Genomic DNA, 16,235 nt, shown 5'->3' with positions numbered 1-16,235 from the left:
GCCAGGCGTCCCTCTTGCTGGAAGGCACTGGAGCATCACTGTACGTGCGCGGAGGGTTGCCAGGGAGGTGCCCCGGCAATGTCGGCCCGTTCGAGACCACCGGTTTGAGGCGTACAGAGCCGCGCGCTCGCAAAGCGCTACAGCATCCGCGGCTGGGACGTCCGCTTCGCCCTGGAGATCCCACGCCTGACCACCGCAGAGACGGGTCCGCTGACCCACCCCATCTCAGGCGAACTCGCCGACCTGGTAGAGAGCTTGATCATTGGAAAACTCAACAGAAGGCAGGTCTGGACAGAACTCATGGACCACCACGACTACTTGGTCACCTACGACAGCATCCGCCACTACATGAGATACACACGACCCCGAGCGGTGTCATGTGGCTGAGCGCGACATGCACAAGCGCGGAGCAGTCCTGCGCCTGCCGCTCCGTGGCGCGGGTTATGGCACTGGGTCGCGCAGGTCGCCTCGTCCGCCGCCGGAGAAACATCGCGCGGACTGCACCCTGCCGAGACCTCGTCTCAGCCCGCCGCCCATCCTGCATAGAACAGGCCGAGACCGACGATGACGCACATGCCCTGGATGGTCCAGAAACGCACCACGACCAGAACTTCGGGCCAGCCTTTGAGTTCGAAGTGATGCTGCAGCGGCGCCATCCTGAAGACGCGCTTGCCGGTCATTTTGAACGAGCTGACCTGGATGACTACGGACAGGGTGATCAGGACGAACAGGCCGCCCAGCAGGGCGAGCAGCAGTTCGGTACGAGAGCAGATGGCCAGGCCCGCCAAGGCGCCGCCGAGGGCGAGCGAGCCCGTGTCGCCCATGAAAATCTTGGCGGGTGAGGTGTTCCACCACAGGAACCCGAAGCAGGCACCCATGAGCGCGGAGGCGATGACGGCGAGGTCGAGCGGGGCGCGGACCTCCATACAGGAGGCGGGGTCAACCATTGTCATCGCGTGGGCGCACGATTTCTGGAACTGCCACAGGCCGATGAAGGTGTATCCGCCGAAGACCATGACCGAGGCGCCGGTCGCCAGCCCGTCCAGACCGTCCGTCAGGTTCACCCCGTTCGACATGGCAAGGATCATGAACAGCGCCCACACGACGAACAGCACCGGCCCGATGGTCCAGCCGAAGTCGGTGACGAAGGACAGCCTCTGGGAGGCCGGGGTCTGGCCGCGGCCGTCCGCGAACTGGACGGCCAGCAGCGCGAACAGGATGCCGACGATCAGCTGGCCGGACATCTTCGCCCCGGCCCGCAGACCCAGCGAACGCCGCTTGACGATCTTGATGTAGTCGTCCAGGAATCCGACGACGCCCATGCCCGCCATCAAGAACAGCACCAGCAGGCCCGGATAGGTCACGCCCTCGCCGGTGACGACCTTGGTCAGTGCGTACGCGAGGAGAGTGGCCAGGATGAAGGCGATGCCGCCCATCGTCGGCGTTCCACGCTTGCCGTGATGGCCCCGTGGCCCGTCGTCCCGGATAAACTGCCCGTATCCCTTGCGAGCCAGCAGCTTGATCAGCAGCGGAGTGCCTATCAGGGTCAGTAAGAGGCCGAAGGCCCCGGCAAACAGGATCTGATTCATCGGACGGCCGTCTCTTTCTCGGCTAGGTTTCCGCAGGGCTGCCTCACTGGTGTCGCTGGCCACCCCAGCCCATACCCTGTGCAGACGCGTCATCGTCGTAAGTCGTTCCCCGGGGACAAGGATCGGTTCCCCCTCTCATCGCGCTGGTCAGGATCGGCCGCGTCGTCGCCGTCGTCCCCCGCTCGCTCATCACGCCCGCGCCGCGGGCATAGCGCGCGTTCCTGTCACCGACGCAGGCCCCAGCCGGATCGTTATCGCCCGCCGGGAACACGACCACCGCGACCACGTCACGGCACTCATCACCGCCGCCGCATCACTGCGCCAGTGAATCTTCGCCATCTCCAATTCAGTTGACGGATGAAGGAGAGCCGCGCTCAGTCACCTGGAAGTCGTTGACATCCAACCCAGTCGGGGCAGGCCGGCGGGCTGCACACGACGATCTTCGCTGTCAAAGGACAGCTACGAGAGCTCTCGCGACTCGTCAACAAAGCCAGGAGGAGTGCTGACGGCCTGGCTGCGCACATGGGGCTGGGCCGGCCCGGAGGCCGTTGCCCGGTCAGCGTGCGGCGGGCAGGTGGGGGCGGGGTCTGCGGCGCATGCCTCCGCCTCCGCCAGGTACCGCGCCACCGGCCCCAGAGTCAGCATCCCGCTCGCCCCGCCCGCGTGTTCGGTGCGGGCGGCGCGCAGAGCCGTTGCCGCGCGGGCGGCGACCGAGCTCTCGCCGAGGCGGGCGGCGGCGTGGGCGGTCAGGCACCAGAGTGCCTCCTGCATGTGGTCAAGGGGCGGTTCGGGCATCATGGCCAGGGCGGTACGGGCCTGCTCGTCCCGGTTGTGGGCGAGTAGCACCAAGGGGCGCGTCCAGGGGCGGTACGGCCCCCAGTCGAGGGTGGGATCGGTGGGCGCGGGACGCTCGTGCAGGAGACGTAGGCCCATGAGGGCGAGGGCGAACAGGCCGCGATGCAGCCCGGGCATGCCCGCTGTCTCGGCGAGGGCGTTTTCGGCGGCGCGGTACTGCGCCGCGGCCGTGGCGGCGGACGGCCCGCCTGGTTCGGTGCTGCGGGCGGCCGTCGCCCGGGCACGGAACCAGCCGGTGAGCACGGGGACAACAGAGGCCTCGGTGCTGACGGCGAGCTGCTCGGCGGCCTCGGCGTGTGCGGTCGCGGCGTCGAGGTCGCCGAGGGCTGAGGCGGATTGCAGGCGGATGAGACGGCCGAGCACGGCGAAGTTCTGCAGGTCGTGCCGGGTGGCCAGGTCGAGGATCTCGGCGCCGATCATGTCCCGTGCCGCCGCGAGCCCGGGTCGGGTGAAGGACTGGAGGAACACGCCGTTGAGGGCGAACACCAGCAGGGCGGGATCGTCCAGCTCCCTGGCCAGCGTCTCGGCCTCGCGCGCCGCCTGTCCGGCGCGCCTCGGCGCGCCGGCGGACAGATCGGCGCTGCGGCTCTCGACCGCGATGGTGGCCAGCAGGCGGGCGCGCAGTTCGGTGGGGCCGTCGGTGCCGAGCGCGGTGAGTGTACGCTCGGCCGCCGCGACGACGGCGCGGGACTGCTCGGGGTCGTCGGCCCTGCTCCAGAGGGCGGGCACGTCGTAGGCGCCGATGACGCGGGCGGTCAGGGTGATGTCTCCGGTGCGCTCCGCCGCCTGGACGGCGGCCAGGCGGTCGCGCCGCGAGTGGATGAGGGCGTCACCACCTGCCAGGGCCAGGGTGCGGGCCAGTTCGACGGTGGTGCGCGGCCCGAGTCGTGCGCCTGCGGTCCACACGGTATGTGAGGGCTGGAGGGTCGCAGCTCCGCGGAGAATGTCCGTCTCCAGGCGCCGGAGGTCGGCACCTGGATCGAGCCCGAGCTGGTCCGCGAGCATCGTGCGGGCACGGCGGAGGGTGGCCAGCGCGTCCGCCTGACGGCCTGCCCGGTGCAGCGCGCGGGTCAGCAGCCCCCAGGCCGGTTCGCGCCACGGGTGCTCGGCGACGAGGGCGGCCAGTTCGGCGACCAGCTCGCCTCCCGATCCGGAGTCGAGCAGCAGGCGGGCGCGCAGTTCCATGCCCTCCAGCCGCAGCTCCTCCAGCCGTGCCCGTTCACGCTGGGCCCACACGGAGCCGGTCACGTCGGCGTAGGCGGTGCCGCGCCAAGCCGCGAGGGCCGTGTCGAGGTCGGTCAGCGCATCGGGGGTACGCCGGGCGCGGGCCAGGGCGTCCTCGAAACGATGGACGTCCACGGTGTCGCGCGGTACGCGCAGGGCGTATCCGGGGCCTTCCGTGACGAGGACGCGCGGCGGGGTGCGGGGTGGCCGGTCGGGTTCGATGGCGCGGCGCAGCGCGGCGACGAACGTACGCAACGCACCCACGGCGCGCACCGGCGGCTCGCCCCACAGGTCGTCCACGAGGGTGTCGGTGGCGACCATCCGTCCCCCGGCGGCGACAAGCCGGGCGAGTACCTCGCGGTGGCGGGGTCCGCCCAGGTTGACCGGGGTGCCGTCGTCGTGGAGGGCACGCATGGCACCGAGTACGTCGATTTGCATGCCCTCCATCTTGCGTCCCGCGGGTCTGCGGCGTCGCAGCGTACTGATCGGCTGCTGATCGCCGTCACCCACGCTGATTCCGTCAGTCCTCGGACCACGGCTTTCGCCGGTCCCCCGACCCCAGGAACGGGCCCTTCATGACCTTTGCCATCCCCGGTTTCGACCACGTCCGTCTGCCCGGCACCGACGGAGTGGAGCTGGCCGCAGCCGTCGGCGGCCATGGCAGCCCGGTCGTGCTGCTGCACGGCTTCCCCCAGAGTCACCTGATGTGGCGGCACGTCGCCGAGCGGCTCGCCGACGAGCACACGGTGATCTGTCCCGACCTGCGCGGCTACGGCGCCAGTGACAAGCCGGTGGCCACCGGCCCTGAGGTGTACTCCAAGCGCACCATGGCCGCCGATGTCGTCGCCCTGGCGGCGGCGCTCGGCCATGAGCGCTTCGCCATGGTCGGCCACGACCGAGGCGCCCTCGTCGCCTTCCGGGCGGGACTGGACCATCCCGAGACCCTCTCGCACGTGGGCATTCTCGACGTTGTGCCGACCCTGGACATGTGGAACGTCCTGCACGGTGTCCCGGCAGCGGTCGGCTACCACCTGTTCCTCATGGCGCAGCCGCCAGGGCTGCCGGAGACGATGATCGCCAACAGTGCTGACGCCTTTTTCGGCTCCTTCCTCGACGCCTGGGCCAGGGACCCGGCGGCCATGCCGGAACCGGTCCGGTCCGCGTACCTGCGGGCCAGCGCCGCGGCCGTGCCGTCGATCGTCGCGGACTACCGTGCCTCGGCGGGCATCGACGTCACACACGACCAGGCGGACCAGGACGCCGGCTCCCAGCTGGCCATGCCCGTGATGGTCGTCCAGCAGGACTGGGGCGCGCGCCTGGGCTATGACGCCGCCGCGGTCTGGCACGCGTGGGCGCCGGACCTGGACCACCGGCTGACCAGCGCGGGGCACTTCATGGCCGAGGAGGCACCCGACGAGATCACCGAGGCGATCCGCGACCTGCTGCTCCGCTGAACCCTCCACCCGAGCGATGAGAGGCGGCGGGCAAGCCCCGCGTTCTTGGCCACCGGACCAGCCCCGCGATCCGGTGGCCGGTGAACCGCCCGCCCACGGTCGTGGACGCTGCCCGGGAAGACCCGGCGCCGCTCACCAGGGCGTGGGCAGCGCCCTGCGGGCCTACGGCCGTAAACCTTTCACGGGCAGCCGGGGGCCGGGGCCGGGGGACGGCAGTGGGTTGCCGGGCAGAACGATTGCCATGGTGACGACACGGACCGGCTGGGCGTGGCGGGAAGGCAGCCGTGAGCGTCGTGGAGCCGGCCGCCCCTGCCCCATGCGTTCAGGCCATTTCGACGTAACGGTGGACCCGGTCGAAGCGCCGGGCCGCCACGTCCCGGCGGCGGACCACCCAATGGGCCACGCCGGAGTCCAGTTCCGTGACGTCGTCGCCGCACCTCCAGGTGGCCAGGAGAGCCCAGTCGTCGGCGTCCTCTCCGTGGGCCGTGCCGCCCTGCTCGGAGGGACCACCACGGGCGTAGTGGACGGGGTCGTTCTGGGGCGAGACCGGGTGGCCGCCGATCTGCAAGGCCCAGGAGGGGCGGTGGCCGCCCACTTGTGCCCAGGCGTCGCTGAGTTCGTCGGCGAGTTCGAACTGCTCGTCGTCGGGGAAGTCGCCCCATCTGTCGAGGGCGAAGCTCTCCGGCATCTGGGCGCTCGGCTGGTGCCAGACGGTGCGGAGCTCACGCGGGCGGTACGGCTCGCGACCACTGGGTTCGAGGGGGCTTGAGGTTGTCGGGGCCCCGGTGGGGACGTACAGCACCGCGTCGGACACCTGCCCCCCGATGCCGTGCATATCGGTGCCGGAGAAGAGGAGCAGGTGGCCGTCGGCGGGGAGCGGGAGGCCGGTGGCGCCCGGCGGGAGTGCCGCGAGGTCGACGGAGGCCACGAAGTGATCGGACGGCCTCGGCACGCCGTGCGGCAGCATGGGGTCGCCGCCGATCCGGGCCACGAGGGGACCGTCACCGCCCTCCGCCAAGTACGCTGCCGGACGCGCGACACGTATCCATTCCTCCACCTCCTCCGATGGCAGACCCTGGGATGCCGCCTCGGCCCGGAAGCGGTTCACTCTGTCCATGCTCGCGTCGGTCACCGGGCCACCCTAAGGGGCTCATGGACGGGCATCCGTCAGCCGCAGCACGGTGCTGCGGCTGGTCGAGGCGCTGCCCGAACCGGAGTTCCCAGCGCCGCGCGTGGTGAGCGTCGATGAGTACGCGACGCGCAAGGGCCGCCACTACGGCACGGTGCTGGTCGACGTCGAGACGCGTCGGCCGGTGGACCTGCTACCGGATCGGGAGGCATCGAGCCTGGCAACCTGGCTGGCTGAGAGACCAGGGATCGAGGCGGTGTGCCGGGACCGGGCCCCGTTCTTCGCCGAAGGCGCCACCGTTGGGCCCCTCAAGCGGTGCAGTCGCAGTCCGACGGCACCTCTGACACATCCTCAGCGAAGCCGCCGGACGCTGTATCGCCGATCGTCGAGGCTGCTTGCGTGGCACGCTCCCGACCCGCCGCAGCAGGGCAAGGAACCCGAACCGGTCGACTCCACAGGCTCGCCGTGGCCGACGGGCCACCGGTTCGCCGACAGAACCCGGTCGAACCATGCCGCCGTCCACACTCTGCCGGCCGCCGGCCACAGCCGCCGTGCGATCCAACGACAGCTCCATGGGAGGAGATCGTGCCGCTCGGCTACAAAGGCAGCTACCAGCGAGTTCGCGCCTACTTCCGCACCAAGCGCCTTTCGGTCGATCCGGTCGCCGCGCCCCCACCCTCACCCCGCACGGTCGCTGGCTGGATACTCTGCCATCCCGATTCCCTTGCCGAAGCCGATCGGCTTCGGCTCAAGGCCGTCCTGGTCCACTGTCCCGAACTCGAAGCCCTCACCGGCCACGTCCGCTCGTTCGCCCGGATCCTCACCGAGCGACAGGGCCATCCGCAAGCGCGTCCTGCTGGCAGGGTGAAGGCTTCCCAGTCCTGCTGACGGCAGAGACCATGGTCGGTATGAACAGCCGGTCCGAGCAGGGCAACACCGATGACACCAGCGTTCCTCGACCGAAGTGGACCGAGGAGATAGGCATTCAGACCGTTGACGCTGCTGGCCTGGTGCGTCACGTCACCATCTACCTCGGTGATCCGTCCACCGCTCTCATCGCGCTTCTCGACACTCACTCACGCACAGAGTTCAGCGGGACCGACTATCTCGACTGCCTCTCCCAGGCCCGGCGCCAACTCGAACATGATGGCCGCCTCCTGTGCTGCCAGGGAGCCCGCCCTAACGTCCACCCTTCCGGACAACTACGCCAGTTCACCAACGGCCGACAGGCGTATGTTCGCCACTCAGAACCCCGGAGCGAGGCCCCGGAGATAGTCGACATCTTCGCCCCAGCACCCCCGGGAGACGTCGTGAATCTCGACGATCAACGAGCATCGATAATCAGCTCCTGGAACGCCCGGCACCCGGGACATCAGATCTGATCCCCTGACAGCCTCAGCCACGTAGCGTGACTCCCCACTCAAATCGTGCCAGAGCCGGTACTCGTGAACAGAGCCAGCGCAGTATGCCGCTCCAGCCGGCCGACCCGTGCTCCCTACGTCACGGCTCCGGCGCCGCTGCCTGGGGCCGGGCCAGTGCGCGGACTGCTACCCCTGGATTGCCTGACTCAGCCCTGGAGGGTGGCGAGCCAGTCGGTCAACAGGCGGTTGACCTCGTCGGGGCGCTCCTGCTGGATCCAGTGGCCGCAGCCGTCCAGGAGGTGGGAGGCCGACAGGCCGGGGAGAGTGGTGGGGTAGGCATCGATGGCGTCGGACATCCAGGTGGTGGAGGCGTCCAGGGCGCCGCCGATGAACAGGGATGGCTGCTTGATCGGGGCTCCGCGGTGCGGGGCGAGGTCTTCCCAGTCGCGGTCCATGTTGCGGTAGTGGTTGAGGGCGCCGGTCAGGCCGGTGCGCTGGAACTCCCCGGCGTACACGTCGAGGTCCTCCTCGCTCAGCCATGCCGGAAGCGGGCCAGCGGGGAAACGGTCGCGCAGCCGGCCGCCGTGGGCGACGAAGTGCGGGTCGGGATCGCCCTCGGCGGGCATGGTGTCGGCGGACAGGGCCGCGTAGAAGCCTGCGAGCCAGCTTCGGACGTCGGGCTCGATCTCGGCCTCGGCGCGGCCGGGCTCCTGGAAGTAGGAGACGTAGAACTCCTGCTCGGGGCCGCCGATCTGGCCGAAGATGTCGGTTGGGCGAGGGCCGCCGGGCGGCGCGTAAGGGACGCTCAGCAAGCCGACCGCGCGGAAGACTCCAGGGTGGAGCAGGGCGGAGGCGGCGGCGATGTTGGAGCCCCAGTCGTGGCCGATGATCACCGCGCTCTCCTCGCCGAGGGCGCGCACGACGGCGACGTTGTCCTCCACCAGGTCGAGCATTCGGTAGGCGTCGGTTGCGGCGGGCTTGGAGGAGCGGCCGTAGCCGCGCACGTCGATCGCCACTGCCCGGTACCCTGCCGCGGCGAGGGCCGGGAGCTGGTGGCGCCAGGAGTACCAGGACTCGGGGAAGCCGTGCACGAGCAGGGCCAACGGGCCGGTGCCCTGCTCTACCAGGTGCAGGCGTCCGGCTGGGGCCTGGACGGTGCGGTGGCGGAGTGCGGTGGTCGGCTCGGATCGCATGGGGGACTTCTCCTCGGTTCGTGGGCGGCCGACGGGAACCCATCGATCATGCGGCGCTGCGGCCACTCGGCGCGATCAGCGTTGCCATTCTGGCAAGGTTGCAGGACAGGGCGGTGAAGAGGCACGGCGGGAAGGACGAGGATGGTGGCAGAGGACGACGTGGCCCAGACGCTGGCGGCGATGGGGCCGCGGCTGCGGGTCGTGCGCGAGCGCCGTGGCGTCACACTCGCCGCTGTCAGCTGCGCGACCGGCATCTCGCCCAGCACGCTGTCGCGGATCGAGACCGGCCGGCGCAAGCCCACCCTGGAGGTGGTGCTGCAGCTTGCGAAGGAATACGGAGTCGCCTTGGACGAGCTGGTCGGCACCGCACCCGCACCCGCACCCGCACCCGCGCCTGCGGCCGAGCCCCGCAGCGCGGCGCCGCACAGCTTCGGCGACGACAAGGCGGTGTTGCCGCTGACCCGGTACGTCGGCGGCCTGCACGCCCACAAGCATGTGCTGCCTGCCGTCGCGGAACCGCTTGGGCGGCCCCGCCAGGTGTCCCACGAGGGCTACGAGTGGCTGTGCGTCCTCTATGGGCGGTTGTGGATCGCACTCGGCAACCAGGACCTCGTCCTGACTGCCGGGGACGTCGTCGAGTTCGACACCCGCATCCCCCACGGAGTCGCAAACGCCGGATCCACCGGACCGGTCGAGTATCTGATCATGTTCGGGCCTCAAGGAGAACGTCTACGGCTGCGCACCCCTCCAGCCGCTGGTCGCGGGACTGACAGAAAGGCTGCTGAATGAGCAGTTGTGACAGGCCGCGTGCCTCGCCGGTGACAACTACTGAGCTTCGGGTGCGACACGAGGCCGGAACGGCCTTCAGGCTGGTTTTTCGAGCGAGAGATCGTGACAGCCAGGGCTGGGCTCACGCGCACCCGGGGGAGTACGCAACGTAGCCGCATGACCTGAGCAGTGAACCTTGACCGTTTGCCATCGAAGGTCAACCACTGCTCAGTTCGTGCCAACTAAGATTGACCGCCCAGGTCAATGTGCTGAACACAATCCCGATTGTCGGTGGCTTCGGAGCGGGGCAGGCCGCTGACGCGGACTCATCGGCACCCGAGCCGGAAAGACTACGCGGTTTCGAAGTAGCGAGAACACCCTTGATCTATGAGAGGCCGCAGCCCGTTTTCGGTGGCTCGGTCACCCAGTCTGCCCAGATGCCGGGACTGCTGTGAGCGGAGGGGCTCAGCGCAGCCGTCGCGCACGCAGCACCAGGTCGTCGGCATGGTGCGCGCCGGCGCCGCCGTCGGGTGCCACGCGTGGTCGCTGCTCGTTCACCTCCACCTTCCAGTCGTCGGTGAGCAGGGCGGCGACCATCGAGGGCCAGACGTAGTCAGCCCGGTCGAAGCCGCTGTCGTGCGCCTGCTGGGTGCCCATCCCCGCGTGGTGTACGAGCAGCAGCACGCCGCCGGGCGCGACGGCCGCGAGCAGCGCTCGCTCGGCTGCGGCGTCTGGGGTGCGCAGCAGGGCTGGATACTGAGCGGAGACCAGGTCGAAGGAGGCCGGCGGGAGCGCCGCTTCCGTCAGCGCGGCGTGTACCCAGCGAACGGTGACGCCTGCGTCCCGCGCGTGCCCGGCCGCCCGCTCCAGCGCCACGCCCGAGACGTCGAGCGCGGTCACGTCCCAGCCGCCGCGCGCGAGCCAGACGGCGTCCGCGCCCTCGCCGCAGCCGACGTCGAGCACCCGCCCAGGCGTGAGCCCGGCGACCTCGGCCACGAGCGCACCGTTGGGCTGACCGCTCCACAGCTGTTGCCGGTCGGCGTATCGGTTGTCCCACTCCGCCCGCACCGCGGGGTCTCCGACGTATCCGTCGCCAGGCAAGGAAGTGTCAGACGCGGGCGATCCCGCTGTGATGTTGTCGGTCACGGGCCCAACGTCCCCCATCGTGGCCCGGTCACGCCACTCCTGTTGCCGCTCCGGCAAAACGGCGTCCAAGAGGCGAGGACCAGCCGGGCGTAGTCGCACTGGACGTCATCGAAACAGGCCGACCGCGGCATCCTTGACCTGCGCAGTCGGTCTTCGATGGCACAAACCGTCGTCAATCGATCTTCGGCGACAATCGGGCAAGGTTCGCTGTCACAGATCACCGCGGGCCGGTTCTTCCGGAGTGGTCCCCGGCCCGTTTGCCCGGCGATACCGTGGTGAGACACGCCAGTCCTGCCCTCTGGAGCCTTCGACGAGCGAACAGCCGGCCCCCGCCGGCACCGCCACCCGGCAGCAGTTGGAGCCCGCGGCCGCCGACGCGGTGCGCGCGTACGCGGCCAAGACCCGCGCCGACGCCGACCGGTTCGCCGCCGTGCCGGAGGACATCGCCACCAACGGACTGCCGGAACCCGATCAGTGCACGCCATGGGAGGAACTGCACGAGGCCCACCTCGCTCGCCAGCGCCCGGCCGTCGCCTGATGGCCCCACAGCACGGCCCGCGCCGCGCCAGAATCGCCTACTCCGACTCCGCCGCCAAGCAGTTGGAGAACATCACCAGCGAAGCGGAGATCCATGCCCTGGCCCGCGCCCCGGTCGTCATCTCCGTCGACCCCGACATCGGCGGCCACACCTACACCCTCGACGGCCGCTCCACGGTCCGCGTCCACACCGGCACCGGCCCCGACTCCCGCCACGACCTCTATCAGGACCGCCGCGCCTACGTCTGGAACAGCACCTGCGACACCGCGACCCTGCGCAACGACCACCACCGCTTCGTCGACTCCCGCTCCTGGGGCCACCGCCACCACTGACCAGGCGGCATCTCACGCTGCCCGGCTGAGCGAGGGCCGGTACGCGGCATGAACCGCCGACCGCGGAGTGCGCCGACGGCCGGCTGAACCGGGAAGAGGGGGGATACGAGAGAGCGCTGCCCCCCCTCTTCCCGGCGTTTCCTTATCCGCAGGCGGTGCGGTTGATCTTAAGGATGCGGGTCTGGTCGTTGAGGTTGTAGCGCTCCCGGCCGCTGGTGGCAGCGTCCTTCGGTACCTCAGACCGACCACGCTGCGCTTCACGACGGCGGGCTTCACGGTACTCACCACCAGATACCAAGTGCAGCTGGTCGTCCATGAGTTCACCAGCCACTACAACGAGCTGCTCAACACGTACGCCGCCCGCGGGCAGTTCCCGGTGAACGGCCAGTTCGACGTCCGCGTCACCGGCCTCGACCGTCCCGCCGACACCGGCCTGCCCGGCGCGCAGGCCCCGCTGCCGTCCCGCGCTGGGACACGACCGTATGGATGGACGTCACGACCCTGCCGGGCACCAGATCTTGATCACTGCTCCACCGAGGCCCCGCCGCCTGGAACGACGATCAGGTCATCGGCACGGAACTGCCCGACGCGGCCCTCGGCAACACGGTGTGGGAGACAACCGCCGGAAACCTGGACCAGCTCGCTTGCGTGACGTCAGCGTTTCCATGCGCCGGGCGAGTCGTTGAGAGGGTGAGCGGCGAGCACGGAAGGCACGGCGAATGAAGGTGGAAGGTGTCCGCTATGCCTATGGCGACCGGGCCGTACTGCGCGGGGTCGACCTGGTACTGCCCACCGGAACTCTCATGGGCGTCGTCGGCGAGAACGGATCGGGCAAGTCGACGTTGCTGAAGATCCTCTCCGGCGAAATGAGTCCGGACCAGGGTGTGGTGCGTCACGGCGGACGGTTCGGGTACTGCCCCCAACAGATGATCCTCAATGAGTCATTGACGGTCCGTCAGCATATCGACTTCTTCGCGGTGGCCTACGGGCTGTCCGGTACCGGGCGCGCCGAGGAGGCCATGGAGGTGCTGCGCTTCGCCGAGTACAGCGGTGAGCTGGTGGGGACGCTCAGTGGCGGCACTCGGCAGAAGCTCAATCTGACACTTGCCGTGATGCACGACCCGCAGGTGCTGTTGTTGGACGAGCCGTACCAGGGCTTCGACTGGGAGACGTATCTGCGGTTCTGGGAACTGGCCGGGCGATTCCGTGACGCCGGCCGTTCTGTCCTGGTGGTGTCGCACCTGGCGCACGACATCGACCGTCTTGACGACGTGTGGCAGCTGCGGGACGGCGTTCTGGGCCGCCCGGGGGAGGGGCTTCGGTGAGACGGTTTCTGCGGTTGCTCGCGATCGCTACGCGCTATGGGCTGATCGAACATGCCCGTAACCGGTTCGCCATGCTGCTGGTGGCCCTGTTCGTGCCGGTGTGGGTCACCCTCGCCCGGTTCGCGATGTCCGAAGCGCCGGCGCAGTTCCGGCTGCGGGCGACCGGCGCCGTCCTGCACGCGGACAGCAACCGGCTCACCCAGGTCACCGGCGCACTGAACGCGGTCACGCTGATCGTCGGCTTCATGATGTTCGCGGCCACCTACAGCAGCGGAGCGTTCGACAGGAGGCTGTCGCTGGCCGGGTTTCCCCGTGTTCCGCTGGGCCTGGCGAAGGTGGCCTGCCTGGTGCTCAGCGCGGGGACCGTCTCCGTGTACGCCACTTTCGTCATGCTCTGCCACTGGTCTCCACGTCAGCCGGTGCTGCTTGCCCTGGCGTTGTTCTGCGCGGCGATGACGTACGGGGCACTGGGTGTCGCCCTCGGTGTGCTGCTGCGCAGGGAGGTGGAGGGCATGTTCGCCATCGTGATGATCAGCGTGGTCGATGTCGCCCTGCAGAATCCCGTCGCCAGCAGCGGGGCGAACAGCTGGATGATTCAGTGGCTGCCCTCCTACGGTGCGATGCAGGCGGGCGCCGCCGCAGGTTTCTCGGCCACCATGCCGGGGGTGTACTTCGTGGTGCAGCTCACCTGGTTCGTCACCAGCGCCCTGGTCGGTCTGCTCGCCTTCCGCCGGCGCACTCGGTCGGCTCTGCGTGCCGGTGCGCAGGTGCGGCCCTGGCTTCCCCGGCGTCGTGCGGCCGAGCCGTCCAAGGAGACGGCCGGCGGCTGAGGCGTTTCCGCACGGCCGCACCGGTCGGCAGGCGGGGTTTTTCTGCCGGTTTCCCGTTCTTGCGGGGGCTCAGGACGGGGCGGACGAGGCCGCTGGGCGGCAGATCTCACGGCGCAGGCGCTCCAGGTCAAGGTTCTGAGAGGCGACGGCGCCGCTGCCCCGGGACCGGTCGAGTCGGCGCAGCACCGGCAGCACGCTCATCAGGTTCTCGTAGAGCGACACCTGCCCCTCCTCCCGGCCGGTGCGGCCGGAGAGCGCGCGCAGCAGCACTGGTGCGTAGGCGGCTGTGGCATCGAGCTGGGCGCGCCGCTCGGCCGCCCTGCGCCTGACGTGTGTGACGGCTTCCTCGAAGGTGCAGCCCGTTTCGTGACGGACCATCCTGACCAGGCTGTAAGGGCTTTGCTCGGATTCGTCCTGCTCCGGTGCCACCAAGTCGTTCTCCATGAAGACCACCGAGCCGACGAGTTCTTCGATGCGGCGGGCGACGGGGTGGCTGCGCACCTTCGGGGGGACTTCCTGATCCAGCCACACATCGAAGAAGGCGAAGGCGATGTCATCGCTCTTCCTCGCCGCACGCAGCGGTAGGTAGTCGGTCGTGGCGGGGACATGGCCGCTGAGACGGTGGTGTACTTCGCGTTCGCTTGCCTCGCACCGTGTCTCGAAGCTGTCCAGGAACCTCTTCTGCCAGCCGGTCGTCCTGCCCTCGCACAGGCGTGGCCACAGCTGTGCCCAGGCCCTGGGGATCGCGGCCTGTGTCCAGGACGCGTGCGGACCTTGCCGCAGCGTTGTCACCAGGCCTCGTCGCAGTGTGGTGGCGTCCTGCGGATCGTCCAGCCGGGGGTCTTCGAAGAGGTCGTCCCAGAGCATGGTCATGGCGAGCAGGCCGACGGCGGTCTCCGCCCTGTCCTGCGTACTCGGCGGCAGATGGTCGACGGGGAAACGGAACATGTCCGTCAGCTGGTGGTGTTCGAACTGGGCCGGGTCGGTGACGAGGCCGGACTGAAGGAACCAGTTCCGGGCCGAGCGAATGGTCCGACGCGGCCGTGCCGTGCGGTGATGACGCCGGGAGGCGCCCTCGTTCTGCCGGGGAAGTGCCGGGCCGACGCGCGTGCGGTCGAGCAGGGTCCGTGCACAGGCCTCCAGCGCCCGGTGGATGTGGGGCGGGCCGGCCAGACCGGTGAGGTGCCCGACGGCTTGCTTCACCAGGATTTCGACCAACTCCTGGCCCTCCTGCACCGCGCCGGAGGCGATGACCAGTTCGCGGACGTGCGCGGCGTCCTTCTGGGTCATTCCCTCGCGCAGCAGCCGGCGCAGGCCCGCGTCACGGGCGGCGGCGCGGATCACGGGGAGCGTGTAGACGCCCTCGATCAGATCCGTGTTGACCGGCTTGCCCAGCTCTTCAGGGGTCGACGTCAGGTCCAGGATGTCGTCGCACAGCTGATAGGCAAGCCCCAGCTGCCGGCCGAATCCGGCCAGCAGCTCCTCCTGCTCTTCTCCTCGGCCGGCCTGCATGGCGCCGACCCGGCACGCCAGCGACAGCAGCGCGGCCGTCTTGCCGTCGATGGTGTCCAGGTAGGACTGTTCGCTTCGGAAGGCCACATACCGATCGGCGGCCTCGATCACCATGCTGGCGCACATCTGCTCGCCCGCCTTCGCGGCTGCCAGCACCTCGCGCCTGCCGAGTTCGGCCATCATGCGCAGGCTGGTGAGCATCACGCAGTCACCGCCCAGCACGGCGAGGTGGGCGCCCCACACCGCGTTGGTGCTGGGGCGGCCCCGGCGCTCGTCCGCGTGGTCGAGGACATCGTCGTGGTACAGCGATCCCAGGTGCATCATCTCCACCGCGGCGGCGGCGCGCACCGCCCGGTCGCCGGCCGGTGCGGCGGGGTCGGTGAGCGCCCAGTACGACAGCAGGGCCAGGGTCGGACGGACCAGACCGCCGGACGCACCCGACTGGTCTCCGGTGAGCGCGGCCAGTTCGAACCGGCCCGGGATGCCTACCGGTCCGAGAAAGTCACGCACCCGGTCCAGGCCGGCCTCCAGATGCGGGAACGCAGTGAGATCGGCACGGAGTGGCATGGTGTGCTCCTGACGCTGCTCGGTGGCCACCGGCAGGCGGCCTCATGGGCCCGGGCAAACGACCCGATCCCCTCTCTCCCAGGAGAGCCATCTTGCGGCCATGAACGGAACGGCACAGGCACCTCTGCCAGTGGTTTCCCCTGGATCCCCTGACCGGACGAATGAACCACCGTCATGTTTCCTCCGGGCCGGCCCGCCGGCAAAACGCTGCCGGCTCGTGGTTTCCGCACGCTCCTGTACGACGCGCTGGCCGCACTGTCCGCGGGAACGATCCCGACCGGAGCCGGGGGCTTACAGGTCAAGCCCTGCCTTGCACGGTCTACAGCCCCTGTCCTCCATGGGCGTGCGCCGAAGCGGTGGACGCGGAATGCTCCACCACCTATGGCGCTCGTCCCGGGATCCTTCGGAGCGG

At 69.6% G+C, this 16,235-nt stretch carries 15 protein-coding genes and 1 pseudogene; 9 read left to right on the top strand and 7 right to left on the bottom strand.

Translation table 11 applies throughout. The features are described 5' to 3' along the window. Positions 1-521 precede the first annotated feature (521 nt). On the bottom strand, positions 522-1,589 hold the full coding sequence (gene mraY, locus AB0927_RS29805) for a phospho-N-acetylmuramoyl-pentapeptide-transferase (RefSeq protein WP_366670857.1): 1,068 nt from the start codon (positions 1,587-1,589) through the stop codon (positions 522-524). 459 nt (positions 1,590-2,048) lie between these two features. Next, positions 2,049-4,106 carry an AfsR/SARP family transcriptional regulator gene (locus AB0927_RS29800; RefSeq protein WP_366670856.1) on the bottom strand — a complete coding sequence of 686 codons (2,058 nt, stop codon included), beginning with the start codon at positions 4,104-4,106 and terminating at the stop codon, positions 2,049-2,051. A 137-nt stretch (positions 4,107-4,243) separates the two neighbouring features. On the opposite strand from AB0927_RS29800, the gene AB0927_RS29795 reads away from it, so the two are divergent. After that, positions 4,244-5,122: an alpha/beta hydrolase gene (locus tag AB0927_RS29795; RefSeq protein WP_366670855.1), complete on the top strand. Its 879-nt coding sequence runs from the start codon at positions 4,244-4,246 to the stop codon at positions 5,120-5,122. 322 nt (positions 5,123-5,444) lie between these two features. Here AB0927_RS29795 and AB0927_RS29790 read toward each other — a convergent pair whose 3' ends face one another. Beyond that, entirely contained in the window at positions 5,445-6,113 is a 669-nt protein-coding gene (locus tag AB0927_RS29790) for a DUF1963 domain-containing protein (RefSeq protein ID WP_366670854.1), read from the bottom strand. Positions 6,114-6,303: 190 nt separating this feature from the next. Here AB0927_RS29790 and AB0927_RS29785 point away from each other — a divergent pair. Both AB0927_RS29785 and AB0927_RS29780 read left to right on the top strand, forming a co-directional pair. Beyond that, positions 6,304-6,483 (top strand): annotated as a pseudogene (locus tag AB0927_RS29785) (transposase); the annotation flags it as partial. A gap of 353 nt (positions 6,484-6,836) precedes the next feature. Continuing rightward, positions 6,837-7,139 (top strand): hypothetical protein, encoded by a 303-nt coding sequence (locus AB0927_RS29780; protein ID WP_366670922.1) that lies wholly within the window; start codon positions 6,837-6,839, stop codon positions 7,137-7,139. A 679-nt stretch (positions 7,140-7,818) separates the two neighbouring features. Here AB0927_RS29780 and AB0927_RS29775 read toward each other — a convergent pair. Then, positions 7,819-8,805, bottom strand: coding sequence for an alpha/beta hydrolase (locus tag AB0927_RS29775; RefSeq protein WP_366670853.1), 987 nt, complete (start codon positions 8,803-8,805; stop codon positions 7,819-7,821). A 144-nt stretch (positions 8,806-8,949) separates the two neighbouring features. Between AB0927_RS29775 and AB0927_RS29770 the strand changes: the two genes are divergently transcribed. Further along, a complete protein-coding gene (locus AB0927_RS29770; protein WP_366670918.1) occupies positions 8,950-9,594 on the top strand; it encodes an XRE family transcriptional regulator in 645 nt (214 codons plus the stop codon). Between the two features lie 444 nt (positions 9,595-10,038). On the opposite strand, the gene AB0927_RS29765 is transcribed toward AB0927_RS29770, so the two are convergent. After that, the gene (locus AB0927_RS29765; protein ID WP_366670852.1) at positions 10,039-10,719 is read right to left on the bottom strand and encodes a class I SAM-dependent methyltransferase; all 681 of its coding nucleotides are present in this window, start codon (positions 10,717-10,719) and stop codon (positions 10,039-10,041) included. A 298-nt stretch (positions 10,720-11,017) separates the two neighbouring features. Here AB0927_RS29765 and AB0927_RS29760 point away from each other — a divergent pair, with 298 nt between their 5' ends. Beyond that, on the top strand, positions 11,018-11,257 hold the full coding sequence (locus tag AB0927_RS29760; RefSeq protein ID WP_366670917.1) for a hypothetical protein: 240 nt from the start codon (positions 11,018-11,020) through the stop codon (positions 11,255-11,257). Further along, a complete protein-coding gene (locus tag AB0927_RS29755; protein ID WP_366670851.1) occupies positions 11,257-11,589 on the top strand; it encodes a hypothetical protein in 333 nt (110 codons plus the stop codon). Before AB0927_RS29760 ends, AB0927_RS29755 begins: the two co-directional genes overlap by 1 nt. 142 nt (positions 11,590-11,731) lie before the next feature. Here AB0927_RS29755 and AB0927_RS29750 read toward each other — a convergent pair whose 3' ends face one another. After that, positions 11,732-11,905 carry a hypothetical protein gene (locus tag AB0927_RS29750; RefSeq protein ID WP_366670921.1) on the bottom strand — a complete coding sequence of 58 codons (174 nt, stop codon included), beginning with the start codon at positions 11,903-11,905 and terminating at the stop codon, positions 11,732-11,734. On the opposite strand from AB0927_RS29750, the gene AB0927_RS29745 reads away from it, so the two are divergent. The 3 genes from AB0927_RS29745 (at position 11,840) to AB0927_RS29735 (ending at position 13,744) form a co-directional block, all read left to right on the top strand. Next, on the top strand, positions 11,840-12,241 hold the full coding sequence (locus tag AB0927_RS29745; protein WP_366670916.1) for a cholesterol oxidase substrate-binding domain-containing protein: 402 nt from the start codon (positions 11,840-11,842) through the stop codon (positions 12,239-12,241). The genes AB0927_RS29750 and AB0927_RS29745 overlap by 66 nt on opposite strands. A 67-nt stretch (positions 12,242-12,308) precedes the next feature. After that, positions 12,309-12,914 carry an ABC transporter ATP-binding protein gene (locus tag AB0927_RS29740; protein WP_366670849.1) on the top strand — a complete coding sequence of 202 codons (606 nt, stop codon included), beginning with the start codon at positions 12,309-12,311 and terminating at the stop codon, positions 12,912-12,914. Next, entirely contained in the window at positions 12,911-13,744 is an 834-nt protein-coding gene (locus tag AB0927_RS29735; protein WP_366670848.1) for an ABC transporter permease, read from the top strand. Before AB0927_RS29740 ends, AB0927_RS29735 begins: the two co-directional genes overlap by 4 nt. 69 nt (positions 13,745-13,813) lie before the next feature. Here the strand turns inward: AB0927_RS29735 and AB0927_RS29730 are convergent, their stop codons facing one another. After that, positions 13,814-15,823 (bottom strand): polyprenyl synthetase family protein, encoded by a 2,010-nt coding sequence (locus AB0927_RS29730; protein ID WP_366670847.1) that lies wholly within the window; start codon positions 15,821-15,823, stop codon positions 13,814-13,816. Between the last annotated feature and the right edge of the window lie 412 nt (positions 15,824-16,235).

It is taken from the genome of Streptomyces sp. NPDC048106, from assembly GCF_040706415.1.
GTDB lineage: Bacteria > Actinomycetota > Actinomycetes > Streptomycetales > Streptomycetaceae > Streptomyces.
The sequence above is the reverse complement of the archived record's forward strand: the minus strand, read 5'-3'. Positions and strand labels throughout refer to the sequence as shown.

What these genes read in the sequence shown, in the direction of transcription:
- mraY (WP_366670857.1), bottom strand. Translation starts at nt 1,589, where the DNA reads ATGAATCAGATCCTGTTTGCCGGGGCCTTCGGCCTCTTACTGACCCTG.
- AB0927_RS29800 (WP_366670856.1), bottom strand. Translation starts at nt 4,106, where the DNA reads ATGCAAATCGACGTACTCGGTGCCATGCGTGCCCTCCACGACGACGGC.
- AB0927_RS29795 (WP_366670855.1), top strand. Translation starts at nt 4,244, where the DNA reads ATGACCTTTGCCATCCCCGGTTTCGACCACGTCCGTCTGCCCGGCACC.
- AB0927_RS29775 (WP_366670853.1), bottom strand. Translation starts at nt 8,805, where the DNA reads ATGCGATCCGAGCCGACCACCGCACTCCGCCACCGCACCGTCCAGGCC.
- AB0927_RS29755 (WP_366670851.1), top strand. Translation starts at nt 11,257, where the DNA reads ATGGCCCCACAGCACGGCCCGCGCCGCGCCAGAATCGCCTACTCCGAC.
- AB0927_RS29750 (WP_366670921.1), bottom strand. Translation starts at nt 11,905, where the DNA reads ATGGACGACCAGCTGCACTTGGTATCTGGTGGTGAGTACCGTGAAGCC.
- AB0927_RS29740 (WP_366670849.1), top strand. Translation starts at nt 12,309, where the DNA reads ATGAAGGTGGAAGGTGTCCGCTATGCCTATGGCGACCGGGCCGTACTG.
- AB0927_RS29730 (WP_366670847.1), bottom strand. Translation starts at nt 15,823, where the DNA reads ATGCCACTCCGTGCCGATCTCACTGCGTTCCCGCATCTGGAGGCCGGC.